The organism is Afipia sp. 1NLS2, assembly GCF_000178995.1.
In the GTDB taxonomy this organism is placed as follows: Bacteria; Pseudomonadota; Alphaproteobacteria; order Rhizobiales; family Xanthobacteraceae; genus Afipia.
Window position 1 is genome coordinate 553,129 of record NZ_ADVZ01000001.1, and the last position, 25,676, is coordinate 578,804.

Annotated in this window: 26 protein-coding genes; 6 read left to right on the forward strand and 20 right to left on the reverse strand. The window is 61.8% G+C overall.

Features of this window, described 5'->3' with window-relative positions; genetic code table 11:
• Positions 1 to 76: 76 nt before the first annotated feature.
• Genes lysA through argH form a run of 3 tightly spaced genes read right to left on the reverse strand, consistent with a single transcriptional unit; the run spans position 77 to position 3,128 of the window.
• Positions 77 to 1,342, reverse strand: a complete 1,266-nt coding sequence (gene lysA / locus AFIDRAFT_RS02670) for a diaminopimelate decarboxylase (RefSeq protein ID WP_009337512.1) — start codon at positions 1,340 to 1,342, stop codon at positions 77 to 79.
• 6 nt (positions 1,343 to 1,348) lie between these two features.
• Positions 1,349 to 1,678: an LPS translocon maturation chaperone LptM gene (gene lptM / locus AFIDRAFT_RS02675; RefSeq protein ID WP_009337513.1), complete on the reverse strand. Its 330-nt coding sequence runs from the start codon at positions 1,676 to 1,678 to the stop codon at positions 1,349 to 1,351.
• A gap of 52 nt (positions 1,679 to 1,730) precedes the next feature.
• Complete coding sequence (argH, locus tag AFIDRAFT_RS02680) at positions 1,731 to 3,128, reverse strand: argininosuccinate lyase (RefSeq protein ID WP_009337514.1); 1,398 nt, start codon at positions 3,126 to 3,128, stop codon at positions 1,731 to 1,733.
• Positions 3,129 to 3,187: 59 nt separating this feature from the next.
• Here argH and tlpA point away from each other — a divergent pair, with 59 nt between their 5' ends.
• Positions 3,188 to 3,847: a thiol:disulfide interchange protein TlpA gene (tlpA, locus tag AFIDRAFT_RS02685; RefSeq protein ID WP_009337515.1), complete on the forward strand. Its 660-nt coding sequence runs from the start codon at positions 3,188 to 3,190 to the stop codon at positions 3,845 to 3,847.
• A 79-nt stretch (positions 3,848 to 3,926) separates the two neighbouring features.
• Positions 3,927 to 4,286: a DUF1428 domain-containing protein gene (locus tag AFIDRAFT_RS02690; RefSeq protein WP_009337516.1), complete on the forward strand. Its 360-nt coding sequence runs from the start codon at positions 3,927 to 3,929 to the stop codon at positions 4,284 to 4,286.
• Here the strand turns inward: AFIDRAFT_RS02690 and AFIDRAFT_RS02695 are convergent.
• The 6 genes from AFIDRAFT_RS02695 to AFIDRAFT_RS02720 all read right to left on the reverse strand — a co-directional run bounded on the left by AFIDRAFT_RS02695 (position 4,283) and on the right by AFIDRAFT_RS02720 (position 8,132).
• Positions 4,283 to 4,474 (reverse strand): putative motility protein, encoded by a 192-nt coding sequence (locus tag AFIDRAFT_RS02695; RefSeq protein WP_009337517.1) that lies wholly within the window; start codon positions 4,472 to 4,474, stop codon positions 4,283 to 4,285. The two genes, AFIDRAFT_RS02690 and AFIDRAFT_RS02695, sit on opposite strands and share 4 nt — an antisense overlap.
• Positions 4,475 to 4,546: 72 nt before the next feature.
• Positions 4,547 to 5,428: a 3-hydroxybutyryl-CoA dehydrogenase gene (locus AFIDRAFT_RS02700; RefSeq protein ID WP_040297753.1), complete on the reverse strand. Its 882-nt coding sequence runs from the start codon at positions 5,426 to 5,428 to the stop codon at positions 4,547 to 4,549.
• A 109-nt stretch (positions 5,429 to 5,537) separates the two neighbouring features.
• Positions 5,538 to 6,482, reverse strand: a complete 945-nt coding sequence (locus AFIDRAFT_RS02705) for an electron transfer flavoprotein subunit alpha/FixB family protein (protein WP_009337519.1) — start codon at positions 6,480 to 6,482, stop codon at positions 5,538 to 5,540.
• Positions 6,482 to 7,228 (reverse strand): electron transfer flavoprotein subunit beta/FixA family protein, encoded by a 747-nt coding sequence (locus AFIDRAFT_RS02710; protein WP_009337520.1) that lies wholly within the window; start codon positions 7,226 to 7,228, stop codon positions 6,482 to 6,484. Before AFIDRAFT_RS02710 ends, AFIDRAFT_RS02705 begins: the two co-directional genes overlap by 1 nt.
• A gap of 123 nt (positions 7,229 to 7,351) precedes the next feature.
• The gene (locus tag AFIDRAFT_RS02715) at positions 7,352 to 7,924 is read right to left on the reverse strand and encodes a cob(I)yrinic acid a,c-diamide adenosyltransferase (RefSeq protein WP_009337521.1); all 573 of its coding nucleotides are present in this window, start codon (positions 7,922 to 7,924) and stop codon (positions 7,352 to 7,354) included.
• A gap of 13 nt (positions 7,925 to 7,937) precedes the next feature.
• Positions 7,938 to 8,132, reverse strand: a complete 195-nt coding sequence (locus AFIDRAFT_RS02720) for a twin transmembrane helix small protein (protein WP_009337522.1) — start codon at positions 8,130 to 8,132, stop codon at positions 7,938 to 7,940.
• 151 nt (positions 8,133 to 8,283) lie between these two features.
• Between AFIDRAFT_RS02720 and AFIDRAFT_RS02725 the strand changes: the two genes are divergently transcribed.
• The gene (locus AFIDRAFT_RS02725) at positions 8,284 to 9,168 is read left to right on the forward strand and encodes a YihY/virulence factor BrkB family protein (RefSeq protein ID WP_009337523.1); all 885 of its coding nucleotides are present in this window, start codon (positions 8,284 to 8,286) and stop codon (positions 9,166 to 9,168) included.
• Here the strand turns inward: AFIDRAFT_RS02725 and AFIDRAFT_RS02730 are convergent.
• Positions 9,101 to 10,372 (reverse strand): ATP-binding protein, encoded by a 1,272-nt coding sequence (locus AFIDRAFT_RS02730; protein WP_009337524.1) that lies wholly within the window; start codon positions 10,370 to 10,372, stop codon positions 9,101 to 9,103. The two genes, AFIDRAFT_RS02725 and AFIDRAFT_RS02730, sit on opposite strands and share 68 nt — an antisense overlap.
• A 46-nt stretch (positions 10,373 to 10,418) precedes the next feature.
• Positions 10,419 to 11,297, reverse strand: coding sequence for a tRNA glutamyl-Q(34) synthetase GluQRS (gluQRS, locus tag AFIDRAFT_RS02735; protein ID WP_009337525.1), 879 nt, complete (start codon positions 11,295 to 11,297; stop codon positions 10,419 to 10,421).
• An 18-nt stretch (positions 11,298 to 11,315) separates the two neighbouring features.
• On the opposite strand from gluQRS, the gene AFIDRAFT_RS02740 reads away from it, so the two are divergent.
• Positions 11,316 to 12,101: a DNA-3-methyladenine glycosylase family protein gene (locus AFIDRAFT_RS02740; RefSeq protein ID WP_009337526.1), complete on the forward strand. Its 786-nt coding sequence runs from the start codon at positions 11,316 to 11,318 to the stop codon at positions 12,099 to 12,101.
• Positions 12,102 to 12,190: 89 nt separating this feature from the next.
• Complete coding sequence (locus tag AFIDRAFT_RS02745) at positions 12,191 to 12,748, forward strand: HNH endonuclease (protein ID WP_040297755.1); 558 nt, start codon at positions 12,191 to 12,193, stop codon at positions 12,746 to 12,748.
• On the opposite strand, the gene AFIDRAFT_RS02750 is transcribed toward AFIDRAFT_RS02745, so the two are convergent.
• The 3 genes from AFIDRAFT_RS02750 to AFIDRAFT_RS20100 all read right to left on the reverse strand — a co-directional run bounded on the left by AFIDRAFT_RS02750 (position 12,721) and on the right by AFIDRAFT_RS20100 (position 14,847).
• Positions 12,721 to 13,122, reverse strand: a complete 402-nt coding sequence (locus AFIDRAFT_RS02750; protein ID WP_009337528.1) for an acyl-CoA thioesterase — start codon at positions 13,120 to 13,122, stop codon at positions 12,721 to 12,723. The genes AFIDRAFT_RS02745 and AFIDRAFT_RS02750 overlap by 28 nt on opposite strands.
• 77 nt (positions 13,123 to 13,199) lie before the next feature.
• Entirely contained in the window at positions 13,200 to 14,192 is a 993-nt protein-coding gene (locus tag AFIDRAFT_RS02755; RefSeq protein WP_040297984.1) for a beta-ketoacyl-ACP synthase III, read from the reverse strand.
• A 193-nt stretch (positions 14,193 to 14,385) separates the two neighbouring features.
• On the reverse strand, positions 14,386 to 14,847 hold the full coding sequence (locus tag AFIDRAFT_RS20100) for a ribbon-helix-helix domain-containing protein (RefSeq protein ID WP_244469019.1): 462 nt from the start codon (positions 14,845 to 14,847) through the stop codon (positions 14,386 to 14,388).
• 297 nt (positions 14,848 to 15,144) lie between these two features.
• On the opposite strand from AFIDRAFT_RS20100, the gene AFIDRAFT_RS02765 reads away from it, so the two are divergent.
• The gene (locus AFIDRAFT_RS02765; RefSeq protein ID WP_245258101.1) at positions 15,145 to 17,187 is read left to right on the forward strand and encodes a methyl-accepting chemotaxis protein; all 2,043 of its coding nucleotides are present in this window, start codon (positions 15,145 to 15,147) and stop codon (positions 17,185 to 17,187) included.
• Positions 17,188 to 17,246: 59 nt separating this feature from the next.
• Here AFIDRAFT_RS02765 and AFIDRAFT_RS19065 read toward each other — a convergent pair whose 3' ends face one another.
• The 6 genes from AFIDRAFT_RS19065 to AFIDRAFT_RS02795 form a co-directional block, all read right to left on the reverse strand.
• Positions 17,247 to 19,247, reverse strand: a complete 2,001-nt coding sequence (locus AFIDRAFT_RS19065; RefSeq protein ID WP_009337532.1) for a methyl-accepting chemotaxis protein — start codon at positions 19,245 to 19,247, stop codon at positions 17,247 to 17,249.
• A 15-nt stretch (positions 19,248 to 19,262) separates the two neighbouring features.
• Positions 19,263 to 20,129, reverse strand: coding sequence for an ABC transporter ATP-binding protein (locus tag AFIDRAFT_RS02775; RefSeq protein ID WP_009337533.1), 867 nt, complete (start codon positions 20,127 to 20,129; stop codon positions 19,263 to 19,265).
• Positions 20,122 to 20,955: an ABC transporter permease gene (locus AFIDRAFT_RS02780; protein ID WP_009337534.1), complete on the reverse strand. Its 834-nt coding sequence runs from the start codon at positions 20,953 to 20,955 to the stop codon at positions 20,122 to 20,124. The genes AFIDRAFT_RS02775 and AFIDRAFT_RS02780 overlap by 8 nt, the downstream gene beginning before the upstream one ends.
• Before the next feature lie 10 nt (positions 20,956 to 20,965).
• Positions 20,966 to 21,934 carry an ABC transporter substrate-binding protein gene (locus AFIDRAFT_RS02785; protein WP_009337535.1) on the reverse strand — a complete coding sequence of 323 codons (969 nt, stop codon included), beginning with the start codon at positions 21,932 to 21,934 and terminating at the stop codon, positions 20,966 to 20,968.
• A 282-nt stretch (positions 21,935 to 22,216) separates the two neighbouring features.
• Positions 22,217 to 23,575 carry a sigma-54-dependent transcriptional regulator gene (locus AFIDRAFT_RS02790; protein ID WP_009337536.1) on the reverse strand — a complete coding sequence of 453 codons (1,359 nt, stop codon included), beginning with the start codon at positions 23,573 to 23,575 and terminating at the stop codon, positions 22,217 to 22,219.
• Positions 23,568 to 25,436: a sensor histidine kinase gene (locus tag AFIDRAFT_RS02795; protein WP_009337537.1), complete on the reverse strand. Its 1,869-nt coding sequence runs from the start codon at positions 25,434 to 25,436 to the stop codon at positions 23,568 to 23,570. Before AFIDRAFT_RS02795 ends, AFIDRAFT_RS02790 begins: the two co-directional genes overlap by 8 nt.
• Between the last annotated feature and the right edge of the window lie 240 nt (positions 25,437 to 25,676).

Below are 25,676 nucleotides of genomic sequence, written 5' to 3' on the forward strand. Positions count from 1 at the left end.
ATCAGCCTATCACGGCGGCCTCAATGAGGCACGGCCGGAACCGGCTCCGCCCACGCCTAAAGGCCCGGAATCAAGCTCACAGCCAGGGCGCGATCCGGTCCATTCCGATCAATTGCGCGGGATCGATGCGCGGACGCACCACGGCGTACTGGTCGCCCTTGACCAGCACCTCCGGCACCAGTCCGCGGGTGTTGTAGGTACCGGCCTGCACCGCGCCATACGCCCCCGACGACATCACCGCCACGAGATCGCCCGCCTTGAGCGCGGGCAGATGACGCCCGAGCGCGAGATAATCGCCGGTCTCGCACACCGGCCCCACCACGTCGGCCACGATGCCATCACCCGGCGACGATACCTCGCGCACGGGAATGATGTCGTGATGCGCCTCGTACAGCGTTGGCCGGATCAGGTCGTTCATCGCCGCGTCGATGATGACGAAATTGCGAGCCTCGCCATGCTTCACATAGATCACGCGGCTGACGAGGATGCCGGCATTGCCGACGATCATCCGTCCGGGCTCGAACATCAGAGTGCAGTCGAGTCCCCTGGTGACGCGCTTGACCACGTCCGCATAAGCATCCGGCGCCGGCGGCACCGGCAGATCGCTTTCATAGGGAATGCCGAGGCCACCGCCGAAGTCGATATGATCGATCGCATGACCGTCGGCGCGCAGGGTCCGCACGAAATCCACCAGCAGCGTGAACGCCGATTCCATCGGGCCGAGATCGGTGATCTGACTGCCGATATGCATATCGACGCCGGTGACGCGAATACCCGGCAGCTTCGCTGCCCGTGCATAGACCGCGCGCGCGCCTTCCAGCGGAATGCCGAACTTGTTCTCCGACTTGCCGGTGGAAATCTTGGCGTGGCCACCCGCGCCGATGTCGGGATTGAGCCGCAACGAGATGCGCGCGGTGTTGCCGGTCTCGTGCGCGATGCGCGAAAGCAGATCGAGTTCGGGCTCGGACTCGACATTGATGCAGAGAATGTTTTCGGCGAGCGCCTGACGCAATTCGCTTTCCGTCTTGCCGACACCGGAAAACACGATTCTGTCGGCCGGAATGCCCGCCGCGCGGGCGCGCATCAATTCGCCGCCGGACACCACATCCGCTCCCGCGCCGAGACGCGCCAGCGTACGCAGCACCGACTGGTTGGAATTCGCCTTCATGGCGTAGCACACGAGCGTGTCGAGACCCGCGAAGGCCTCCGCGAACACGCGATAATGCCGCTCCAGGGTCGCGGTCGAATAGCAATAGAACGGCGTGCCGACGGCTTCCGCCAGACGGTCTATATCGACGTCCTCGGCATGAAGAACGCCGTTACGGTAATGGAAGTGATGCATGATGGCTCAATCCAGAATCGGATCGAGAATGATGCGCTTCTTCTCGCCGCGAGGCGCGATCATCTGTTTGCCCTGGCTTCCGGCAGGAGCAAAAAGAGTTTCATCGGCCGACGATCCCGGCGACGTCTGCGAGCGATAGGTCTGCGCATTGCTGCCCTCGACCTCAGCGTGCGAAGGCGTAAGCGCCGCGCCGGGCGGCAGATCGAGCGGGCCTTTCCGGCCGCAGCCGCCGAGCGCAAGGGCAGACAGAATCAGCCCAAGCGCAGCGAGCTTCGACCAGGAAACGTGAGAGACGAAACGGTTCACGACGGTGTCCTTGAATTCGGGCCGCACCATACAAAGAACGGCTGCGGCTGGCGAGGCCCCCGCGCTGTCAATCTTCGGCCTGTCAGCCCGATTTTTGCTCTTTTTCCAGCCGCATAAGCCAGTTTTTCGCCTGTTCACGAACGTTTTCCGGAGCGGTGCCGCCAAAGCTGGTCCGGCTCTCGACCGAGGCTTCCACCGACAGCACGCCGAACACGTCTTCCGTGATGGCAGGCTCGACCGCCTGCATATCGCTGAGCGGCAGCTTATGCAGCGCCAACCCCGCCTCCGCCGCCTTGGCGACGATCCGGCCCGTGACGTGGTGCGCCTCGCGGAATGGCATCTTCAGCGTCCGCACCAGCCAGTCGGCCAGGTCGGTGGCGGTCGCATAGCCTTCACCGGCGGCGACCTTCATGCGCGCCTCGTCCGGCTCGATATCGAGCACCATGCCGGTGATGGCGCGGATCGCCAGCGACATCGCGGCGAACGCTTCCATCGCACCCGCTTTGTCCTCCTGCATGTCCTTCTGATAGGCGAGCGGCAGGCCCTTCATCACCATCAAGAGCGCGCTCAACGAGCCGACGATGCGGCCGGTCTTGGCACGCACCAGTTCGGCCGCATCGGGATTGCGCTTCTGCGGCATGATCGAGGAACCGGTCGTGAACTTGTCCGACAGATGAACAAGCCCGACCAGCGGCGAGGTCCAGATCACGATCTCTTCGGCGAAACGCGACAGATGAACCGCTGCGATCGAGCACGCGGACAACGTCTCCAGCACGAAGTCGCGATCCGAGACCGCGTCGAGCGAGTTCGCCATCGGCCGCGCGAAGCCGAGCGCCGATGCCGTTGCACGCCTGTCGATCGGAAACGAGGTGCCTGCAAGGGCGGCTGCGCCGAGCGGGTTTTCATTGAGGCGCTTGCGTGCATCGGCAAAACGCCCGCGGTCGCGCGCGACCATTTCGACATAGGCCAGGAGATGATGGCCGAACGTCACCGGCTGCGCGGTCTGCAGATGCGTAAATCCCGGCATCACCGTTCCGGCATGCTCGAGCGCGCGTTTCACCAGCGCACGTTGCAGCGAGGCAAGATCGGCGTCGAAGGAGTCAATGGCATCGCGCACATAAAGGCGGAAATCGGTCGCGACCTGATCGTTGCGCGAACGTGCGGTATGCAACCGACCCGCCGCAGGGCCGATCAATTCGCCAAGCCTGCTTTCCACATTCATGTGAATGTCTTCGAGCGCGCGCTTGAAGGTGAACGTGCCTGCTTTGATTTCTGACAAAATTGTGTCTAGACCACCGGCGATGTTTTTTGCATCGTTGGCGGTAATGATCCCTTGCGCGGCCAGCATGGCTGCGTGGGCCTTTGACGCGGCGATGTCCTGGGCATAGAGGTGCTGATCGACGTCGATTGAGACGTTGATTTCCTCCATGATCGCATCGGGGCTCTCTCCGAAGCGGCCGCCCCACATCTTGTTGCTCATGACTGATAGCTCACGACTGCCGACCTGACTTCGCACTCAATCTACGATAAATAGCACCAATGACCGAGCAGACACCGCCTACCCGCTCCCGCCCCCGCATTCCCATGGCGCTCGCCACCGTCATTATCGGCGTCGGCGCCGCTACTGTGGCGATATACGGGATGCGAGGCCTGCAAGGCAATGCATCTGGCGACCCGGTTTGCCGCCCGGCGGTCAATCTCGCGCAGAAACTCAAGCCTCTCGCCCAGGGCGAAGTCGCCGCATTAACCATGGCCTCGCAGCCGCTGCGGGTCCCGGATCTCACCTTCGACGACGCCTCCGGTAAATCACGCAAGCTGTCGGAATTCCGTGGCCGCACCCTTCTGGTGAACCTTTGGGCGACATGGTGCGTGCCCTGCCGCCGCGAAATGCCGGCGCTCGACCAGCTTCAGGCCAAGCTCGGCGGGCCGAAATTCGAGGTCGTCGCCATCAATATCGACACCCGCGATCCCGAGAAGCCGAAGAATTTCCTGAAAGACGGCGGCCTCACCAAACTCAGCTATTTTTACGACAACAGCGCCAAGGTGTTTCAGGATCTGAAGGCCGCAGGACGTGCCCTCGGCATGCCGACCTCGATGCTGGTCGATCCTTCGGGCTGCGAAATCGCGACCATCGCGGGCCCCGCCGAATGGGCCAGCGGCGACGCGGTCAAGCTGATCACCGCAGCCCTCGGACAATAGGCCGCCCTTCTTTCCTTACATTCGTCGCCTTTGACGGAGTCCATGTCGCTGCGGTGCATCAGCAGCGAAAGGGCCTGTCATGCAATATGTCGACGGATTCATCGTCCCTGTGCCGAAGAAGAAGCTCGCCGCCTACCGGGCACTCGCCCGCAGGGCTGGAAAGATCTGGCGCGAATACGGCGCACTCGAATATCGCGAATGCGTGGCCGAGGATGTCAAACACGGCAAGCTGACCTCGTTTCCGCAGAGCGTGAAATTGAAACCGCAGGAGACCGTGGTGTTTTCCTGGATCATCTATAAATCGCGCAAGCAGCGCGACCGCATCAACGCCAAGGTGATGAAAGACCCACGGCTCGCCGACATGATGGACACCAAGACGCTGCCGTTCGACGGCAAGCGGCTGATCTATGGCGGCTTCGAGATGATGCTGAAATTCTAGGCGAAAATATCGAGCTGGCCGCCGATACCCGCCGCATTGTTCGCGGCGGGAGAGCTTTGCGCGGGCTGAAGCAATTGCAGGACCGAGCCTTGCGCGTTCAGTTGCGATTTGAGCACGCTCGTCGCGATCTTCTGCTGGGTATTTCCAGCCTGCATCGCCATCGCGGCGGCAACGAGACTCATATCCATGACGCACTCATCCTGTTCGAGACAGGCAACCTAACCAGCGAAGGTTAACAATCTCGAACGGATGCCGGAGCGTCAGCGCGTCGGAACCGGCTTCTCGCCGCGATAGTCGTAAAAACCGCGCTGCGACTTGCGGCCGAGCCACCCTGCTTCAACGTACTTCACGAGGAGGGGGCATGGGCGGTACTTCGAATCCGCGAGCCCTTCATGCAGCACCTGCATGATCGACAGACAGGTATCGAGGCCGATGAAGTCGGCCAGTTCCAACGGCCCCATCGGATGATGCGCGCCGAGCCGCATCGCGGCGTCGATCGCCTGCACATTGCCGACGCCTTCGTAGAGTGTGTAGATCGCCTCGTTGATCATCGGCAGCAGGATGCGGTTGACGATGAAGGCCGGAAAATCTTCCGACACCGCGATCTGCTTACCGACCTTGGTGACGAAAGCCCGCGCGGCCTCGAACGTGGCGTCATCGGTGGCAATGCCGCGGATCAACTCCACGAGCTCCATCAACGGCACCGGATTCATGAAGTGAATGCCGATGAATTTTTCCGGACGGTCAGTCGAAGCCGCAAGGCGCGTGATCGAGATCGAGGACGTGTTCGACCCGATAATGGCGTCAGGCTTCAGCACCGCGCACAGATCGTGGAAAATCTTGCGCTTGACCTCTTCCTTCTCGACCGCGGTTTCGATCACGAGATCGCAGGAGGCGAGGCCCTCCAGCGTTGCCGAAGAACTGATCTTTTTCAGCGCAGCCTGATGCTCGGCTTCGGTGATGACCTTCTTCGTCACCTGCCGCGACAGGTTGCCGTTGATGGTCGCCATCGCCGATTTCAGCCGGTCTTCCGAAATATCGTTCAGCACGACATTCATTCCGGCGAGGGCAGCGACATGCGCGATGCCGTTGCCCATCTGACCTGATCCGATCACGCCGATTGACTTGATTTCTTTTGTCATCTTTCCGTCGCCATCCGTTCGCGGCACATCCGCTGCAAGTCTTCGCGGGCCTGCGCTCTCTCTATTACACCAAAACCCCGTCGCCTGCCGGGTCTTCCGGCATGCGTCATTAACGCCGTCGCTTGGCCAGTTCCTCGGTCAGTTCCGGCACGATCTGATAAAGATCGCCGACCAGGCCATAATCCGCGACCTGGAAAATCGGCGCATCCTCGTCCTTGTTGATCGCCACGATCACCTTCGAATCCTTCATGCCGGCGAGATGCTGGATCGCACCGGAAATGCCGACGGCTATATAAAGATCGGGCGCGACCACCTTGCCGGTCTGCCCCACCTGCCAGTCGTTCGGCGCATAACCCGCATCGACGGCGGCGCGTGACGCGCCGACACCCGCACCGAGGGTATCGGCCAGCGGCTCGATGTATTTCGTGAAGTTCTCTCGGCTTTGCATCGCGCGGCCGCCGGAGACGATCACCTTGGCCGAAGCAAGCTCGGGCCGGTCGCTCTTGGCGACCTCCTCGCCGACATAGGCCGACGTACCCGGCCCCGCCACCGCCGCAACATCCTCGATTGGCGCGTTGCCGCCGTCCGCAGCGGCTGCGAATGACGAGGTCCGCACCGTGATGACCTTCTTGCCGTCCTTCGACTTCACGGTCTGGATCGCATTGCCCGCATAGATCGGCCGCTCGAACGTGTCGGGCGCCACGATCTTGGTGATCTCCGATATCTGCATCACGTCGAGAAGTGCCGCCACGCGCGGCAGCGTGTTCTTGAAGCGCGAGGTCGCGGGCGCGACGATGGCGTCGTACTCGCCTGCGATCGAGACAACCAGTGTCGCCAGATTCTCGGCCAGATCGTGCGCATAAGCCGCATCGTCCGCCAATCGAACTTTCCGCACGCCCGCAAGCTTGGCCGCGGCCTCGGCGGCTGCACGGGCATTTTGCCCCGCTACCAGAATATCGACGTCACCACCCAGCGCCGCGGCAGCGGTGAGCGCTTTGGCGGTCGCGTCCTTCAGCACGCCGTCCGCATGCTCGGCCATCAACAATGTCGCCATCACAGCACTCCCGCCTCAGTGAGCTTGCCGACGAGTTCGGCAACCGAGGCGACCTTGACGCCCGCACTGCGGCCCGAGGGTTCGGACGTTTTCAGGATTTCAAGACGAGGCGCGAGATCGACGCCGAGTTGATCCGCCGTCATCTCCTCGATCGGCTTCTTCTTCGCCTTCATGATGTTCGGCAGGCTCGCATAGCGCGGCTCGTTGAGCCGCAGATCGGTGGTCACGATCGCCGGCCCCTGCAACTTCACGGTCTGCAAGCCGCCATCGACTTCACGCGTCACCTGGATGTTCGCGCCGTCGGCTTCGAGCTTGAACGCGAAGGTCGCCTGCGGCCAGCCCAGCAGCGCCGCCAGCATCTGGCCAGTCTGGTTGGAGTCGTCATCGATCGCCTGCTTGCCGAGGATCACAAGACCCGGCTGCTCGCGCTCCGTGATCGCCTTCAGAACCTTGGCCACCCCGAGCGGCTCGACGGGCGCATCGGATTTAATGTGAATGCCACGGTCGGCGCCCATCGCGAGCGCGGTGCGGATCGTCTCTGCCGCCTGCGCGGGCCCGATGGACACCGCAACCACCTCGGTCGCTTTCCCGCCTTCTTTTAGCCGCAGCGCTTCTTCGACCGCGATTTCGTCGAACGGATTCATCGACATCTTGACGTTGGCAAGCTCGACGCCACTGCCATCGGCTTTGACCCGGATCTTGACGTTGTAGTCGATGACCCGCTTGACCGGCACCAGAACCTTCATGGTTCCCCTTCATTCTGACTTAGTGTGCGCTGCGGAACCTAAAGAGGTCGCCCAGCCGGGTCAACGCGCTTGGGCGAGGGAAAGACCCGAAAGCGCCTCTGAAAACCCTATGCCGCGTCCCGTTCACCGGTTCTGGCCCGGCACCCACAGCACGTCCCCCGCGCCGTTGCCGTTCGCAGCCCGCGAGGCCACGAACAGGAAATCCGACAAGCGGTTGAGATAGCGCACCACGGCATCGCCGACCGGCTCATTGTCTTTCCCGGCCAATTCAACCACCAGCCGTTCGGCGCGGCGGCAGATGGTGCGCGCCTGATGCAGATGCGCCGCGGCGGCGGTCCCGCCCGGCAGGATGAAGGATGTCAGCGGCGCAAGCACCTCGTTCAGCGCATCGATATCCCGCTCCAGCCGCTCGACCTGCACCGGCAGAACCCGCAACCGCTCGGCCTTGCCTTCACACTCCGGCACCGTGAGGTCGGCGCCGAGATCGAACAGGTCGTTCTGGACAAGACCCAGCATCGCATCGAGCCGGGCGTGATCCCCAAGATGCAACCGCGCTACGCCGATAGCGGCATTGGTTTCGTCGACGGTGCCGATGGCCGCGACCCGCAGATCGTATTTCGGACGCCGCTCGCCGCTGCCGAGCGCGGTGGTGCCGTCGTCTCCGGTGCGGGTGTAGATGCGGTTGAGGGTGACCATGCTCTTGCTTCGTCTAGCGCCCCATCGCCCAGACCGCAGCCATGGCGATGACGATGGCGATGAACTGAAACAGCACCCGCAGCCGCATCAGGCGCTGCGAGGTGTTCGGCGAGCCGCCGCGCATCATATTGATCAGGCCCAGCAGCAGCACGATGGTGACGGCGATCAGGGCGATGGGGAGAAGGAATAAGGAAAAAAAGGATGTCATGTGCGTTACATACCACCCGGCGACCCGCCCCCCAAGGATTTAGAAGGCTTTCAGCCGGTCTCGCGGGAGGAACATGGCTGGGCATCCCGGATTTCATGACTTGCTCACCGTATCCCGCTAACCTCCATCTCCGAGAGAAAGCCCGCGTCTCATGACATTCATCCGCCGCGCCTTTCAGATCGGGATCGACGCCTTCAATGCGTTTCTAGCCGACGACGGCTGGGCGATCGCGAGTCATATCGCGCTGTCGGCGCTAATGGCGTTCTTTCCGTTCCTGATCGTGCTCGCCTCGCTCGCAGGCTTCCTGGGCTCCAAGGATCTGGCCGACCAGGCTGCCGGACTGATGCTGCAGGTCTGGCCGAGCCAGGCCGCCGATGCGCTGGTGACACAAATCCACGACGTCCTGACCCAGACGCGCGGCGATGCGCTGACCCTCGGCCTCGTGCTGTCAGTGTATTTTTCCTCCAACGGCGTGGAGAGCCTGCGGGTCGGCCTCAACCGCGCCTACGGCGTCACGGAGACACGGCCGTGGTACTGGCTGCGGCTGGAATCGATCGGCTACACGCTGATCGCGGCCCTTATCTCGCTGGTGCTCGCACTGTTGCTGGTGCTCGGCCCGCTATTGCTCGCCACCGCGCGCTATTACCTGCCGCTTATCATCGAGCCGAAAGCGCATCTGCTCAACTTTTCGCGTTACGCCATCGCGCTGGTGTCGCTCGTGAGCGCCTTGTTCGTGCTGCATGCCTGGTTGCCCGCCGGACACCGGACGCTGCGGCAGATCATGCCGGGGATCGCGTTCACCGTGATCGCCTCGCTCGTCTCGGCGGCAGGCTTCGGACAATATCTGGCGCGCTTCGCCAACAACTATGTCACCACCTATGCGGGGCTCGCCTCGGTCGTGATCGCGCTGGTGTTTCTGTATTTCATCGCCGCGATTTTCATCTTTGGCGGCGCACTCAATGCCGCGATCATCCGCCGGAAGCAGCCCGGCGAACCGTCGCCTCGCCAAGCGCCGCCGCCAGCGCCCGCGGGCTGACCGGCTTCATCAGGAAGGCATCGGCGCCGGCGGCGCGCGCCTTGGCTTCATCCTGCTCGTGGCCGGAGACACCGACGATCCCGACGCGCTCGCCCGCAACGCCCAGCGCGCGCAACCGGCGAATGGTCTCGACACCGTCGATGCCCGGCAGCACCATGTCCATCAGCACGACATCGAGATCGCCGCGCGACACGCGCTCCGCCGCAAGCTCGCCCTGTCCGACGAATTCGATCTTGTGCCCCAATTCGCCAAGCACCGTGTTGAGTACGACGCGGCCGAACGGGTTGTCCTCGACGCTGAGGATTTTTAACGCGCCGATATAGGACGGTGGCGGCGCAGATGTCTTTCGTTCCTCTCGCGGCAAGCCGACACGCACCGTCAGCGTAAAGACGGTGCCGCCATCCTTGCGCCGCGTCACACTAACATCGCCGCCCATGGCCTGCGCGAGTTGCTTCACCGACCACAGCCCGAGTCCCGCGCCGCCGAAACGCGATGCCACATCGATGCTTGCCTGCGAGAACGGCTTGAACAACCGGTTGATCTCGGCGAGCGACAGGCCGATGCCGCTGTCGGACACAGCGAAAGCAACATTCATCCCATTCTTGCCGCGCGGCGTGGCGGAAACATCGAGTTCGACCAATCCTGACGGCGTGAACTTCACCGCGTTGTCGATCAGATTTTCCAGCGCCGCGCGCAGGCGCACGGCGTCGCCTGTCACAAACTGCGGCAGGCCTTCGGTGATCGTCACTTTGGATTGCAGGCCGTTGGCGGTCGCGCGGCCAGCAAGGCCATCGCCGGCCGAACGCGCCAGCGCGTGCAGATCGAAAAAATCCTCACGCATGGGCAGGCGCGCGGCCATGCTCTTGGCGGCATCGACATAAAGGGTCGCGAGTGCTGCGAGATGCTCCGCGCCGGTGCGGATGGTTTCCACCCAGCGACGCTCGCGCGCGCCCAAGTCGGACGTCTCCAACAGCGACGAGATCGCGAGGATACCGGTCAGCGGTGTGCGCACCTCATGGGCGAAGGCGGCAAGCGCCGTTTCCACCACGCCGCGTACCGGGCCTGCGGGCTTGCGTGACGGCTTGCTGGCAGCGCGCTTGGGCGCAGCCTTCCGCGCCGGCGTCTTCTTCGCCGGAGGTCGCTTTCCCTTGTGTAATGTCTTCGACTTCCCCAGGCGGCGCGTCGAACGCGGCTTCGTCGCCATGCAATCCCCCAACGAGGCTTCATCCTGCCATCCGTGGGCGCAAGAGTCACGGCAGCCCGACCATCTCCCGGATATTTTGTGGGCTCAGGCCCTGCTCCCGTAGCGCCTGCAACGAGGTTGCCTGCGCCGATTTCGAGAGCTTCCTACCGTCCTCGCCGCGCAGCAGACCGTGATGCCGGTAGACCGGGGCGGGCAGGCCCAGCAATTGCTGCAACAGCCGATGGACGCTGGTCGCCCAGAACAGGTCCTGCCCGCGCACCACATGAGTCACGCCCTGCAAGGCATCATCGATCACGACCGAGAGGTGGTAACTCGTCGGCGTTTCCTTGCGCGCCAGCACGACATCGCCCCATGCCTCGGGCCGGGCCGCAACATGTCCGGTTTCTCCTCCGGGGCCGGAACCCTGCTCTTCCCAGACCAGCGCACCTGCCCGGCGGCAGGCGATCCGGCTGTCCAGCCGCAGGACGAAGGGCTCTCCTGCCTGCATCCGGGCTTCACGTTGCTGCGGCGACAACGCCGCCGCCGAACCAGGATAGAGCGGCGCCCCATCGGGATCGCGCGGCCAAGGCTTATCCGACAACGGCTTACTCTGTTCGATCATCCGGGCGATCTCCGCCCGGCTCTCGAAGGCCTGATAGACCAGCCCCTGCCCGGCGAGCTGTTCCATCGCATCCCGGTAGAGATCGAAATGCTCCGACTGCCGCCGCACCGGCGTTTCCCAGACGATGCCGAGCCATGCGAGGTCTTCATAGATCGCCGCCTCGTATTCCGGGCGGGAACGCGACCCATCGATATCCTCGATCCGCAGCAAAAACCGCCCGCCGCTCTGCCGCGCGAGGTCGAAGTTCAACAGCGCCGAATAGGCGTGGCCGAGGTGCAGCCGCCCATTCGGGCTCGGGGCAAAACGGAAAACGGGTGGCGGCATTGATCCTATTCGCGTGACATGCTGATTCTGAGAGGCATGACACTATACCTGAACACGCAGACCGACCTCGACCGTGCCATCGCCATGCTGGTCGCGGCCGATCCGCGCCTTACGGAAGTCGCGAAGGTGGCAGGCATGCCCGCACTGCGCCGCCGGGAGCCGGGGTTCACCGGCCTTGCCGCCATCGTCTGCGGTCAACAATTGTCCACTCACGCCGCTGCCGCAATCTGGAAGCGTGTCAGCGATGCCTTCGATCCATTTCATCACGATCTGATCCGCGCTGCGCGTCCCGCGCGGCTGGCGCGGCTGGGGCTCTCGGCCGCCAAGATCAAGACACTGAAGGCGCTGGCGCGGGAGCTTGCAGCAGAGCGACTCGATCTCGACACACTCGGCCGGCAGGAGGCGGACCTCGCCCACGGCGCGTTGACGGCGCTGCACGGCATCGGTCCCTGGACGGCCGACATCTATCTGCTGTTCTGTCTCGGCCATGGCGATGCGTGGCCGGGCGGCGACCTCGCCGTGCAGGAGGCGATGCGGATCGGCCTGAACCTCGATGCGCGCCCGACCCCCAAACAGGCCACGGCGCTGGCGGAACGCTGGCGGCCCTGGCGCGGGGCGGCGGCGCATTTGTGGTGGGCCTATTATCATGCCGTGAAGCGCCGCGAAGGCATCCTCCCCGACAACACCGCGCGCACCGAATCGAAGGCCGTGCGTTCCGTTCGGGCCGGTGCACCGCCCGTTCAAGCCCGCGTGAAACCGACCGGAAAACCGCATGCAACCCAACGGGGCCAGCGGAAAAAATAGCGTCCGCCCTTCACAATCGTGTCGCGCTACCTGTAGTATTCTGCCCGTAAAGCTGCTTCGCAGCCGATCAGGGGGGTCAGGAGCGTTACTTGAACGCACATGTCTCACAAGGAGGTTGGCCGGCATTGGTCTTGAATGCCGATTTCCGGCCGCTGAGTTACTACCCGCTCTCACTTTGGTCATGGCAGGACGCAATCAAAGCCGTGTTCCTTGACCGCGTGAACATCGTTGCCAGTTACGAGCACGCCGTTCACAGCCCGTCATTCGAGATGCAACTGCCGAGCGTCGTGTCGCTCAAATCCTTCGTCAAGCCGACGACGCATCCCGCGTTCACGCGCTTCAATGTTTTCCTGCGCGACCGCTTCTCCTGCCAATACTGCTCCTCGCAGGAAGACCTCACCTTCGATCACATCATCCCGCGTTCGCGCGGAGGGCAGACGACATGGGAAAACGTCGTCGCCGCCTGCTCGCCCTGCAATCTGAAGAAGGGCAGCATGACGATGCAGCAGGCGAATATGTTCCCGCGCCAAACTCCTTATGCGCCGACGGTCCACCAGCTTCACCGCAACGGCAGGCTGTTCCCCCCGAACTACCTGCACGAAAGCTGGCTTGACTATCTCTACTGGGACACCGAACTCGACCCGTAGGCCGCACGGCCATTGCCGCGCTTCGGCGCGGCTCTGCTCTTTTTCAGGTTCAACGGACGAGGCTTGCGGCCGTTGTCGATTGCGACGAACGCGAAGATCGCGCTGGTGACCTTGTTCGTTTCTTCGCTGTCGCGGCTGCGCCGCCAGGCTTCCACCGAAATACGCAGTGAGGTACGGCCGGTTTCCTTCAGGCTTGCGAAGAAGGTGACCTCGTCGCCCACAAAAACCGGGCTGATGAATTCCATCGCATCGACGGCAACGGTGGCACAGCGCCCACGCGCCAGCCGCGTCGCGAGACTTCCCGCGGCCAGGTCCATCTGCCACATCAGCCAGCCGCCGAAAATATCCCCGGCCGGATTGGTGTCGGACGGCATGGCGATCGTTCGTATAACGGATTTTCCCTTTGGGGCAGGCATCTCTATTTCACCATCCAACGCGACGGATTATCCCGTCATTGATCCGAAGTCCGGAAGACAACTGCGCCGCCGGTGAAGCCTGCGCCTACCGCCGCCATCAGGAGAAACTGACCGTCCGCAAATTTTCCTTGCTCGCTGGCGAGCGACAGCGTGAGCGGAATGGTGGCCGCCGACGAATTGCCAAATTCCTCGATCGACCGCAGCGTCCTGCACGGATCGATGTCCAGATTTTCCGCGACAAGATCGAAAATGCGCGCATTGGCCTGATGCGGAATGAAGTGATCAATCTGCGAGGCCTTGATGCCCGCCCGCCCCAGCGCCTGCTCCGAGCAGAGCGTCATCAACTTCACAGCCTTCTCGAAGACGACCTTGCCGTCCTTGATCCGGATCACGCGGTCTTCCGGCTCCGCCGTGCCCATATCAGGGTTGCGCGTGCCGCCCGCCTTGATCGCAATCATATCGTAGAGACTGCCGTCGGACATGACGCTCGAACCGAGAACTCCCGCATCCTCACGCGACGACGGCGCAAGCGCCATCGCCGCCCCGGCGTCCGCGAACAGAACCGCGCTCGTCGTATCCGCTTTGTTGATGCGTCGGCTCAGGATATTGGCCGCAACGATCAGCACCGACTGGCCTGTGGTTTTGACGAATCCGTCTGCGAACAGCAGCGCATAGATGAACCCCGAACACGCCCCGGTCAGATCGATCGCCCCACAGGTGAGACCGAGGCGATGCGCCAGCAGCGGCGCAGACGGTGGCAACAAATGATCCGGCGTGGAGGTGGCGAGCAGTACCAGACCGATGTCATTCGTCTCGATTTGCGCGTGCGCAAGCGCAGATGAAGCCGCCTCCACGGCAATATCCGTCAGCGCTTGATCCGGTGCCGCCCAGCGGCGCGCCTTGATGCCGGTGCGGCGCGCGATCCAACCGTTCGACAAACCGAGATCCTGCTCAAGAACGGAATTCTCAATACGCCGCTCGGGCACATAATGGCCGAGGCCCGCAATTCGCGACGACCGGACATTCATGGGACGTTTCACATCGAGAAATTCTTGCATCAGTCATCGACACGCTTTTTGCCGTGCCATCCATTGCATGCGCATTCATTGCCTGCAATGAGGCGATCATACCTCTGAGCGAACAAACACACAGCATGCACGATGCGCGAAACAGCCGGTTACCTCTGCATGAAATCCGCCAGATGAATTCTGCTACACGCCGTCAGGTCGCGAGTAGGATTTTCTGAATCCTGTTGTCTTCCCGCGCATGCTTTTTGTGAAAAAAATAATCGAAAACGAACAGCCGCACTTCCGAAGACAGATTGCTGTCTTCCCGATCTTCCTTGATCCTCGTCACGATCCGCGCGAGTGACTGATTATGCGCATGGGCGATTTCCTTGAGCGCGTCCCAGAACGGCTGCTCCATGCTCACGCTGGTTTTGCGGCCAGCGACCGCGATCGAACGCTGGATGATAAGAGACTTCGTCGACGAGACCATTATTGTTTCCCCCGGGTGGCGACAGATCATCAAGCCGGCCTTGAACGGCCTTTGTGCTTGGCCTTGAGTCGCGGGGGAGCAAGAAGGATGCCAGCGGCAAACACTCGCCATACGATCATATCGCAAGGCATTTCCGGAAAGCCTCTCTATCCTTTTGCGCGATTTTTTGCCGAGAGCATCCATCATCGGCAATAATTTGCCGAGATAGACGCGTGAGCGCTCTCATCCACGATCTCAAGCCACAAAAAGCGGTACCGCTTTCATCGCGAGATGCAATTTCACGCGAGCGGAAATCCGCACACCGAAGCGATACATTGCCCTTATCAAAAATTTAAATCGAAGCAGCGAAAGTATCCAGATAGGGGGAGTTATCGGACGGTTGCGTATGCCATGCCGTTAGCTGCCCCGTTCCAATTCAGCGCCTGGGGGCACTTGATGAAACGTCCAAGCATTGCTTCGACCTTGAATTTGATGATCACGTTGATGGCAGTCTCCATTGTATTGATGCTTGCCCGCCAGTCCTGGCATTCCTGGGAACGCCTGACCGAGACAAAACGGATGACCGTGATCTCCGATTTGTCGGCCGATGCCTTCCAGGCGATGCACAATTTGCGCGCCGACAAGTCCACCATGGTTCGCACCCTGAAGGCCGACAAAACGATCGAGCCGAAGATCCAGAAGTATCTCGACGATCTTCACACCGGTGAAATCAAGGCGATGCGCGCGGTCGGCAAGAATCTCGCTTCCGTCGATTTCAATGGCCAGGCGAAGGTCCGTGAAGAGCTGATCAAGCTCACCGATCGCTTCGCCGCGCTCCAGGTCGAATCCATGAGCGCCGTACACAACGAGAAATCGACCCGGCGCGCCGCCCTGCCGACCGAGTACAACGAGGTCGGCGGTAAATTGCTCGATCTTCTTCAGGATCTGTCCACGCAACTGGTCGGGCTGATCAACCACGCCGACGCCACCGTCGATCAGTTGCTCGCCATCAAACAATCCGCCTGGCACCTGCGCGCCACCGCCGGTGAAGCATCGCTCCGGGTCTCGATGGCCTTGGGTGCGGGCAAGATGACACCCGAAACCCATACCCAGCTCACCAAGCTGATCGGCGGAACACAGTCCGCCTGGGAAGGCCTCGAGATCGCCGCCGAGGGCATGCAGTTACCGGCATCCGTCAAGACCGCCATGGACGCGACGAAGGCCGCCTATTTCGACGAAAAGTACACCGGCCTTCGCGAGCGCCTCGCCGACGCGCTGACCAACGGCACACCGCCGGAAACCAATGCGAGCTATTGGAGCCCGTTCTCGGTCAGCCAGATGAGCAGCGCCGTCACCCTGGCCGAGAACGCTCTCGATGCCGCCCGTGCCCGCAGTTCCGAACTGTATGCCCAGGCCAGGGCATCGCTGATCTGGCAGCTTGGATTCCTACTGATGGCGATCATCTTCGCCGGCTCCTGCATCGCGGTGGTCAATAAAGTCGTGATCCGCCCGCTTCACAAAATCCGTGACGCCATGCAAAGCGTCGCGGCAGATGACCTTAGCGTGGAGGTGCCCTTCGCCACCCGCGCCGATGAAATTGGAGCCCTGGCGGCGACACTCGCGACCTTCAAGCAGAACGCCGAGGACAAAAAGCGCATCGAGAGCGAGAACGGCGCGGAGAATGCCCGCAAGCTCGCGCGGCAGCGCACCGTGGAATCCCATATCGCCGCTTTCGAACAACAGATCGGCAGCGCGCTCGATGCGCTCTCGATGTCCTCCGAGCAGATGAACCATACCTCCGAGGAGATGTCTGAAATTTCGGATCGGACCAACGATCAGGTCATGACGGCGGTCAGCGCGGCGAACGCGGCGCTTGCCAACGTCCAGAGCGTTGCCGCGGCCTCCGAAGAGTTGACCGTGTCGATTCATGACATCAGCCGTCAGGTCACCCATGCGGCCTACACGGCGCTGCGCGCAGTCGAGCAGGTTCAGCAGACCGATGATCGCGTCAAAGGCTTCTCAGAAACCGCGAGCAAGATCGGCGACGTGGTCAATCTCATCAACAACATCGCGGCCCAGACCAACCTGCTGGCGCTCAACGCCACCATCGAAGCCGCCCGCGCAGGCGATGCCGGCAAGGGCTTTGCGGTGGTCGCATCCGAAGTGAAAATGCTGGCAAGCCAGACCGCCAAAGCGACCGAGGAAATCTCGACGCAAATCCTTGCCGTCCAGAACGTCGCGCAGGATTCGATGGAAGCGATGAAGGGCATCCGCGGCACGATCATGGAGGTGAGCGAGGTCGCGACCGCCATCGCCGCCGTGATCGAGCAGCAGGGTGCCGCCACGCAGGAAATCTCCAGCAACACCCAGCAGGCCGCCCAGGGCACGCAGGCTGTCTCCGACAATATCGGCGGCGTGTCGGAAGACGCCAAGTCCACGGGCGATTCGGCGCGGAACGTCCGGGAAGCAGCGGAGGTGCTATCCGTGCAGGCACAGCAACTCCGGCAGCAGGTCGACAACTTCCTGGGCCAAATCCGCGCGGCCTGACCTGCGCCACCAATACACCCCGCGATCGCCCGGCCCTTCAGGACCGGGCGATTTTCTTTTCAGGCCACGCTGATCCTGGCGACAAAGCCATCGACGATCTCCCGCAGGGCCTGCGCATGGCGGGACAAATCACCCGATGCGAACAGCACCTCCTCGGCCACACTGCCGGTCCGTGTCGCGGACGTGCCGACGGTGGTGATGATCTCGAGTACGCTGCCGTTACTGGCGGAGACTTCGGCCGCGCTCTTGGCGATCTCATGCGTGGACGCCTTCTGATCTCCCACAGCCTCGGACACGCTGGAGGAGACGTTGTTCATGATCGATATCTTTTCGCTGATCGAGTTGATTTCCGCGGTGACGCCGGATGCCGCCTTTTGAACGCTCTCGATCTGCGTCGATATCTTTTCTGTCGCCTGTGCCGTCTCGTTGGCCAGCGCCTTGACCTCCTTGGCGACGATCTTAAAGCCCAATCCTTCGTCGCCGTAGCGCTCCGCCTCGATGGAAGCATTCAGCGCAACCAAATTCGTCTGCTTGGCGACACGTCCGATCAATTCGACAATCTCGCCGATCCGGGTCGAGACGTCCGACAGATTGGCCGCCATCGCATCGACTCTGGAAATTTCATTGGCGGCGTTGCTCGCAACCTGTGTCGAATGCTCCACCTTGCCGCCGATGTCCTCGATCGAGGCCGCGAGCTGGCTTGCAGCCTTCGCAACCAGATCGGCCTCGTCCAGTGCCGAACGTGCCGAGCTCACCACCAGATTCGATTTCTCCAGCGTCTCGCTGGCCGTGTTCGTCATGCTCTGCGCGGCGGCTTTCATCGCCTCGGCCGAAGACGCAACGTCGTCGACGATGGCGCCGATGGTTCCCTTGAATTCCTGGATCGATTCCTCGATCTTGGCCGCCCTTGCCGCTTTCGCATCCTGTTCGCGCAGGCGTTCATCGGCCAAGGCGTTGGAGCGGATCATCTCCTCTTTGAAAAACAGCAGCGCTTTCGCCATGGTGCCGATCTCATCCCGCCGCCCGAGCGAAGGCACCTCGGCATTTACGGCGCCGCCGGCAAGCTCGCGCATAGCGACCGTCATGCCCGCAATCGGCCGGACGAGATTGCCCGCGATCGCCAAGGCTATAACCACCGTCAGGATCGCCGCCAGCGCGGAAATCACAATCAACCGCCATGTCGAACTGCGGATGAATTCACCGGCGGCGCCCGCCGTTTCCGCGCCGTCCTTGCCGGCCCTCTCCGCGAGCCCGTGCGCGACCGAAATCAATTGATCCTGCGCCTCGCCGATGTTCGCGCGTGTCTTGGCCAGCACCGCGTCATTCTTGACCCACGCATTCAAGGCCGCCGTGTAGTCGCCCGTGGCCTTGCGGATCGCCTTGATCTTGAGGATCTGCACGTCGTCGCTCGACGCCGACTCCATCTCGCCGAACAACTCGCCCAGCGAATCGAACTGCTGCTTCAACTGATTGAGGAAGGACTGCTGCCGCTCGATCATGAAGGCCTGCTCGGCCACCCGCGCGGCCAGAATGCCGCGCTCGACCTTGCCCGCATTCGCACTCGCGACATACGCCTTCTCTTTTTCCTCCGGCGTCTTCACCATCAGCCCCGACAGATCCTGTTCGGCCGTCGAAGCGAACTCCTGCGCAAGCCAGGTCACCGCGTGGCTTTTCTGCTTGAGGATCGCAATTTGCTTGCGGCTATCCTCCGCGGCCCCGGCCCCCTGCGCGACGATGGCTTCAAATTTCTCGATCAGAGGCTTGGCCGATTCGGCTTGAGGCATATGACCGAGATTCGACCGCATCGCCCCGACCGCCTGCTGGAACGCCGCCTTGGCGTCCGTCCGGTCCGAATCGATCAACGACTGCGCGGCTTGCGCCGCGACATTGGCCTGTTGCTCAAGGTTGTAGGACACCGCAACCCGCGTGAACGCCACAGCGCTCAAATCCGCGACCGAGTTTCCGAGACTCCGGAACGAAACCACCGCCGTACATGCCACGACAAGCAGCATGAGAAGCGTCGTTGCGAAACCAAAGCTGATCCGGCCGCGAATCCCCATTTCGCAACTCGGCCTTTAACCGCGAAGCCCGGCGAGCTTGCCTTCGTCCTCCGCAAACCGCTCCTGCTCCTTCATGACCAGCGACGTCAGATACTTCTTCAGGTCGTTGAATTCGGCCCGCGTCGAATCGCGCGGCCGCTCGATCTCGACACGAACGTCGGCCTTCACGGTACCGGGACGATAGGTCATGACGATGATGCGGTCGGCGAGATAGATCGATTCATCGATGCTGTGCGTGACGAAGATGATGGTCTTCTTCAGCTCGGCCCAGATCCGCAGCAATTCGTCCTGCAGGGATCGCCGCGTCAGCGCATCGAGCGCCCCGAACGGCTCGTCCATCAGCATGATCGGCGAATTCAGCGCCAGAACGCGGGCGATCGCCACACGCTGACGCATGCCGCCGGACAGGTCCTTCGGAAACCGGTCCTTGAAGTCCTGCAGTTTCAGCTTGTGCATCAACGTCTCGGTCCGCTCGTCGATTTCCGCCAGCGGGCGCTTCTGGATCTCAAGGCCGAACGCGATGTTCTGGCGCACCGTCATCCAGGGAAACAGCGCATATTCCTGAAACACCATGCCCCGGTCGGGCCCCGGCGCCACGACATCCTTGCCCTCGACAGTGATCCGCCCTTCCGTCGGAGGGGAAAATCCCGCAATCGCGTTCAGCAAGGTGGACTTGCCGCAGCCGGACGGTCCGAGCAGGCAGACGAACTCACCATCGCTGATCTCGAGATTGATGTCCTTGAGCGCCGTTACGGTGTCCTCGGCGGTGCCGAACCGCTTCTGCACGCCCTCGACCTTGATCTGGATGTCCTCCCGCTGACGTCCGGCGAGAATCGGCGTGTCCATGATCATGACATTGTCCTTACGCACTGCTTCACGCATCGATGCCTCTATGCCAACGCAGAAGGTGATTGTTGATACGGGTCATCACGGTATCGATGCCCAGGCCGAGAAAGCCGATCGTGAACATTCCGGCGATGATCTTGTCGGACCAGAAGTACTCGCGCGCTTCCAGAATACGGAAGCCGAGCCCGCTGTTGACTGCGATCATCTCCGCCACGATCACGACGATGAACGCCGTGCCCATGCCGATGCGCGCGCCCGACAGGATGTACGGCGTTGCCGCCGGCAGGATGACCCGCACGAACATCTGGTACTGGCTGACGCCGAGGTTGCGCGCGGCGCGGATATAAATGCCATCCACATGGCGCACGCCGGCGATGGTGTTCAGCAGCACGGGAAAGAACGCCCCGATGCTGATAAGAAAATAGGCTGGCGGATTGCCAAGGCCGAACCACAGGATCGCCAGGGGAATGTAGGCGATCGGCGGAATCGGACGGAGCACTTCGATCAGTGGATTGAACAGCCGGTAGATCTTGTCGTTCGCGCCCATCAAGAGGCCGAGCGGCAACGCAAGACCGGCCCCAATGAGAAATCCGACGACGACACGCTGGAAGCTCGCAAAAGCATCGAGCGGAAGTTCGCCCGACAGCGCCCACGACAGCCAGCTATCCGTCAGCGGATTGCGGGGCAGCGGCGGCAGCAAATAAGCCCACCACTTCTGGATCACCGCAAGCGGACCCGGCAGGATGATCGGGCTGAGAATATGAGCCGACGAAAACGCCTGCCACACTACGAGAACCGTGATGGGGATGATGGTCGCCCGAAACAGGCGACCACCTTTCTCTGTTAAAGTACGCTTGGACATCACGCGCCCCTTAATTGATCTTCAAATCGGCCTTCGCGGCCTTCAGGAGATCGAGCTTGGTCCAGTCGGTGGCCTTCGGAGGCGCGACCATGCGGCCGACACCGAACTTCTGCATCATGTCGGTCGTGACCTGAACGTGATGCAGGTCGATGTCGTAGGAGAACGACGCGTTCGACATCGCGTCCCTGTAGTCCTGCTCACTCAACTGCCCCTTGAACAGGCTGGTGCGGACATACTTTTCGGCCAGCGCCGGATCGTTCTTGAAAGTCTGGGTCGCCTTCACGAACAACTGCATGAAGCGCTTCGCAACGTCAGGACGCTCCTTGTACATCTTCTCGGTCATCACGAGCGCGCGGATCGGCTCGCCCATCTCGGTGTCGTACGGCTTCAGAATCTCGACGCCCGCGCCCTTGTTGATGACCTGGGCGGCCTGTGGCTCGGACTGGCAGATCGCATCGATCTGGCCGCCGATCAGCGCCTGATTGAGATCGGCGAAGGCGAGATAGTAGATCTGCACATCCTTGCCGGGCTTGTCCGACCAGGTCAGGCCGGCCTTCGACAGTTCCGCCAGAAGCAGAAGCTCCTGAGCGCCGCCGCGAGCCACGCCGATTTTCTTGCCCTTGAAGTCGGCGACCGAATGAATGCCGCTCGCTTTCGAGGCGACGATACGGACGCCCCCCTTCGCGAAGCCCGCGACCACGTAGATCGGCGCGCCCCCGGAACGCCCGGCAATCGCGGCATCGAGAGCACTCGCGGCAACGTCGATCTCACCGGCGAGAATGGCCGGCATGATGTCGAGACCCTTGGCGAAAATCCGCTCCTCGACCTTGAGGCCGAACTCCGGCGCAATCTCCTTCATGTAGGAGACGGCTCCATAGTGAGCGAACTTCAAATTGCCCAGACGGACAACATCCTCGGCATGCGCGGACTGAATGCCCACAGCCATGGCGATAGACAGAATGACAGCACGAAACTTCATGATAGACGTCTCCTCACAGGACAGAGTCTTCCCGCCGGTGAACCGGCGTGGCTTGATCGTTTTGGAAGGAAAGAAAGGTTGCCGGCTCAAGTCCGCAACGGCGGCGCCCTCCCAGACGCCAGGGCGTTTGCCGCCCTTTGCCGTCAGGATCGCAAGAACGATGCCAATCCCAAAAACTCAGTCATTTCAGAAGGAGAATGAAACGGACGTGAAATAGCCTGCGGATATCGGCAGATTATCGCCGAGCAAAACGCATCGATGAGCCAAATTCCGCCGTTCGCCTCACGGACGGCAATAATCCTTCCGCTCGATCGCGTAGCGCGTCATCTTCTCGTTCAGCGTGCGGCGCGGGATATCGAGCATCTCGAGGACTTTCGCGACATTGCCCTCGCTTGCGAGCAGCGCTTTTTCGATAACGCCGCGTTCGAAATCGGCGACCAGATTGGCCAGCGACTGCGGCAGCGCCTGACCGCCCGCGACTACCGCGCCTCCGGCCTTTCCGCCGACGCTCAGCCCGAGCGCGAAGCGTTCGGCGACGTTCTTCAGTTCGCGCACATTGCCCGGCCACGTATGGCTTAGCAGGCTCGTCAGATCGACAGCAGTAATCTCCCGGCTCTTGCGGTTTTGCGCCGCCGCGGTTTCGGCGACAAAATGCTCGAACAGAAGGCTGATGTCCTGTAGCCGCGCGCGCAGCGGCGGGATCGTCAGTTCGGAGACATTGAGCCGGTAATAGAGATCTTCCCGAAAACTGCCTTCCTTGACCGCCTCGGACAGATCGACCTTAGCCGCGACCACGATCCGCGCATCGAACGGGATCGATTTATGGGAGCCGAGCCGCTCGAACGCCTTCTCCTGAAACGCGCGCAGCACCTTGACCTGCAACGCAGGCGGCATGCTTTCGATCTCGTCGAGAAACAGCGTCCCCTTGTGCGCATATTCCAGCCGGCCGATCCGCTTGCCGACCGCTCCGGTGAATGCACCCTGCTCGTGGCCAAAGAATTCGCTCTCGAACATGGTCTCGGGAATCGCGCCGCAGTTCACCGCAACGAACGGATGCTCGCTTCGCGGCCCGAACTCATGCAGACATCTGGCGACAAGCTCCTTGCCCGTGCCGGTTTCGCCGCGAATGACGACATTGAGCGGCGTCGCGGCAAGTTCGAGGATATCGGCGCGAAGCTGGCGGATTCCCGGCGAGATGCCGACCAGGCGCCGCTCGATCCGGTTGCCGAATGTCGCATCCAGCCGCAAGCGCCTGTTCTCCAGCACGAGCTGGCGCATCTCGCAGGCCCGCCGCACCGTACCGATCAACCGATCCGGATCGAAGGGCTTCTCGAGAAAGTCGTAAGCACCCTGCTTCATCGCATCGACCGCCATCGCCACGTCGCCGTGGCCGGTCAGCAGCACGACCGGGATATCGCGATCGATCGCAAGGCATTCCTGAAGCAGATCGAGCCCGCTCATCTTCTTCAACTGAACATCTGTGAGCACGACTCCGGAAAACTGCCGGTCGATGATCGCGCGCGCATCCTCCGCCGACGACAGGATGGTGGCGTCGATATCGGCGAGCGCCAGCCACTGCTTCATGGATTCGCGCATGGCGGCTTCGTCATCGACGAAAATGACTTGGTTGTTCTCAGGCATGATTACCGGCATCATTGACTATCGGCAGCTTCACGTAAAACGAAGCGCCCCCATCGGGGTTGTTCTCGCACGTCACCGTTCCGCCGAACCCGCGGATGATCGTATAAGACAGCGACAGCCCGAGCCCCAATCCCACGCCTGCATTCTTGGTGGAGAAAAACGGCTCGAACAGTTTCGAAAGATTCTCTTCCTTGATGCCCGAGCCGGTGTCGCCGACTTTCAGGACCCAGAAATCGTGATCACGAACCGCCTGAAGCGTCAGCTTCCGCACGGGTTGCCCCTGCATCGCGTCGATCGCATTCCGGATCAGGTTGACGAGCACCTGCTCGAGCCGGATTTCATTGCCGCAGACCATCGCATCATCGGGCACCGCGCGATCGATCTCGATATCCGCATGGTCGATCGTCGTCTGCAGCAGCGCCAATGCCCGGTCGACGCAATATTCCAGCGACACCGGATCGCGCTTCATCGCGGACTTGTGCGAGAAGGTCCGCAGATGGCTGGTGATGCCCGCAAGGCGCTTCGTCAGGCTCGCGATCATGTCCAGATTGGCGCTGACGCCCTGCTTGTCATCCTTCTCATAAAGCAGGCGGGTGCTCGCCGAATAGGTCTGGATCGCAGCGAGCGGCTGGTTGATTTCATGAGCGATGGCCGCCGACATCTGCCCCAACGCCGCCATCTTGCCCGCATGGATCAACTCCTCCTGCGTCGCGCGCAGTTCGAGCTCGGCCTTTTCGCGCTCCGATATTTCCGCCTGCAGATCGAGCGTTCGCTCCCACACCTTCTGCTCGAGCTGATCGTGCGCCACCCGCAACGCTTCGGAGACCGCCTTGCGGGCGTGCAATTCGGTATGCAGGCGCAGCCGCCGTTGCCAGAAGAACAACCCGATCAGCACGAGGAGCGCAAGAACCGCGCCACTCGAGATCATGACCTCGCGCCACTTGGCATTCACCGGCGCGATATCGCTCAGATAACCGATGGTCCAGCCGTCATCGCCAAAATCCCGGGTCTGCATCAGATAGCGGCGCTTCTCGAAGTCCACCACCGAGGAATGCGTGGCAAGACTGCCGAGTCTCTTGAACGCCAGAACATGCAGATTCGCGTTGCCGTATTCCTGCGTTTCCTTCAGTTCTTCGGCGATGCCCGGTCCGAGCACGTGCAGCATTCCATACTTCCAGCCGAGATAGCTCGACAGGATCACGACCTTGTTCCGGTCCATAACGAACAGACGTTCGCCGCCGCTCGCCCACTCGGCCTGCAACGGCTCAAGGTCGATCTTGACGACCACGACACCGACGATCGTTCCGCCCGCATAAATCGGGCTGGAAATGAAATAGCCGGCGAGATTCGTGGTCGTTCCCACGCCGTAGAAATGCCCCGACTGCCCCTGCATCGCCTGGATGAAATAGGGCCGGTACGAATAGTTCTTCCCGACAAACGACCACTGGCTGTCGAAATTGCTGGACGCGCGGGTCAGCCCCGAGGTGTCCATCACATAGATCGCAGCGCTTCGCGCATTTTCGTTCGTCAGTTTCAGTTTGGCGTTTGCAGCAGCGACCGCCGATGCATCATCCCCGCTGACAGCGGCGACGATCTCGCTGTCGCGCGCAAGCACCGACGGAAGATAGGCATAGGTCGCGAGTGCGTTCGAAACCGTGCTCGAATAAAGCTCGATTCGCTGAAAGCCCGCCGCTTCGATCTCGCGCAGCGCGCGCGACGACATCGCCGATGCGATTTCCCACACGGCAATCGCACCGATCGCAATAAAAACGGCAAGCGCCGCAAAAACGCGGCGGCTACCGTGAAATGTCGAAAATCCAAAACCCGGCCGGCTTCGCGGGGCCCATGCAGTTATCGTCATTCACCTGAACCTGACCGTTGTCCTGAGGCAACGTCACGGTCACCGACTACCACACGCAGAAAATAAAATCGCGATTCAACTGTCCAGCGTTAATGCCGGAATGCTTGCTGCATGATGCAAATCAACGTCTGATATTTTGTATACCAATGGCGTCGGCAATCCGGTCGCGCCACCTCGCAAGGCGCAGGAAGCGCGGGCAAATAATCGATCGCGCCATCGCATAAAACGCCTCGTGACACG

What these genes read in the sequence shown, in the direction of transcription:
- lysA (WP_009337512.1), bottom strand. Translation starts at nt 1,342, where the DNA reads ATGCATCACTTCCATTACCGTAACGGCGTTCTTCATGCCGAGGACGTC.
- AFIDRAFT_RS02710 (WP_009337520.1), bottom strand. Translation starts at nt 7,228, where the DNA reads ATGAAGGTTCTGGTGCCGGTCAAGCGGGTCATCGACTACAACGTCAAG.
- AFIDRAFT_RS02785 (WP_009337535.1), bottom strand. Translation starts at nt 21,934, where the DNA reads ATGAAGTTTCGTGCTGTCATTCTGTCTATCGCCATGGCTGTGGGCATT.
- AFIDRAFT_RS02725 (WP_009337523.1), top strand. Translation starts at nt 8,284, where the DNA reads ATGACATTCATCCGCCGCGCCTTTCAGATCGGGATCGACGCCTTCAAT.
- AFIDRAFT_RS02705 (WP_009337519.1), bottom strand. Translation starts at nt 6,482, where the DNA reads ATGGCGACATTGTTGATGGCCGAGCATGCGGACGGCGTGCTGAAGGAC.
- AFIDRAFT_RS02720 (WP_009337522.1), bottom strand. Translation starts at nt 8,132, where the DNA reads ATGACATCCTTTTTTTCCTTATTCCTTCTCCCCATCGCCCTGATCGCC.
- AFIDRAFT_RS02790 (WP_009337536.1), bottom strand. Translation starts at nt 23,575, where the DNA reads ATGCCTGAGAACAACCAAGTCATTTTCGTCGATGACGAAGCCGCCATG.
- gluQRS (WP_009337525.1), bottom strand. Translation starts at nt 11,297, where the DNA reads ATGCCGCCACCCGTTTTCCGTTTTGCCCCGAGCCCGAATGGGCGGCTG.
- AFIDRAFT_RS02775 (WP_009337533.1), bottom strand. Translation starts at nt 20,129, where the DNA reads ATGCGTGAAGCAGTGCGTAAGGACAATGTCATGATCATGGACACGCCG.
- lptM (WP_009337513.1), bottom strand. Translation starts at nt 1,678, where the DNA reads ATGGTGCGGCCCGAATTCAAGGACACCGTCGTGAACCGTTTCGTCTCT.
- AFIDRAFT_RS02755 (WP_040297984.1), bottom strand. Translation starts at nt 14,192, where the DNA reads ATGAATGTCCGGTCGTCGCGAATTGCGGGCCTCGGCCATTATGTGCCC.
- AFIDRAFT_RS02695 (WP_009337517.1), bottom strand. Translation starts at nt 4,474, where the DNA reads ATGGATATGAGTCTCGTTGCCGCCGCGATGGCGATGCAGGCTGGAAAT.
- AFIDRAFT_RS19065 (WP_009337532.1), bottom strand. Translation starts at nt 19,247, where the DNA reads ATGGGGATTCGCGGCCGGATCAGCTTTGGTTTCGCAACGACGCTTCTC.
- argH (WP_009337514.1), bottom strand. Translation starts at nt 3,128, where the DNA reads ATGAGCAACAAGATGTGGGGCGGCCGCTTCGGAGAGAGCCCCGATGCG.
- AFIDRAFT_RS02795 (WP_009337537.1), bottom strand. Translation starts at nt 25,436, where the DNA reads ATGACGATAACTGCATGGGCCCCGCGAAGCCGGCCGGGTTTTGGATTT.
- tlpA (WP_009337515.1), top strand. Translation starts at nt 3,188, where the DNA reads ATGACCGAGCAGACACCGCCTACCCGCTCCCGCCCCCGCATTCCCATG.
- AFIDRAFT_RS02780 (WP_009337534.1), bottom strand. Translation starts at nt 20,955, where the DNA reads ATGTCCAAGCGTACTTTAACAGAGAAAGGTGGTCGCCTGTTTCGGGCG.
- AFIDRAFT_RS02715 (WP_009337521.1), bottom strand. Translation starts at nt 7,924, where the DNA reads ATGGTCACCCTCAACCGCATCTACACCCGCACCGGAGACGACGGCACC.
- AFIDRAFT_RS20100 (WP_244469019.1), bottom strand. Translation starts at nt 14,847, where the DNA reads ATGATGGATGCTCTCGGCAAAAAATCGCGCAAAAGGATAGAGAGGCTT.
- AFIDRAFT_RS02740 (WP_009337526.1), top strand. Translation starts at nt 11,316, where the DNA reads ATGCTGATTCTGAGAGGCATGACACTATACCTGAACACGCAGACCGAC.
- AFIDRAFT_RS02700 (WP_040297753.1), bottom strand. Translation starts at nt 5,428, where the DNA reads ATGACAAAAGAAATCAAGTCAATCGGCGTGATCGGATCAGGTCAGATG.
- AFIDRAFT_RS02750 (WP_009337528.1), bottom strand. Translation starts at nt 13,122, where the DNA reads ATGCCGTCCGACACCAATCCGGCCGGGGATATTTTCGGCGGCTGGCTG.
- AFIDRAFT_RS02765 (WP_245258101.1), top strand. Translation starts at nt 15,145, where the DNA reads ATGGCAGTCTCCATTGTATTGATGCTTGCCCGCCAGTCCTGGCATTCC.
- AFIDRAFT_RS02690 (WP_009337516.1), top strand. Translation starts at nt 3,927, where the DNA reads ATGCAATATGTCGACGGATTCATCGTCCCTGTGCCGAAGAAGAAGCTC.
- AFIDRAFT_RS02730 (WP_009337524.1), bottom strand. Translation starts at nt 10,372, where the DNA reads ATGGCGACGAAGCCGCGTTCGACGCGCCGCCTGGGGAAGTCGAAGACA.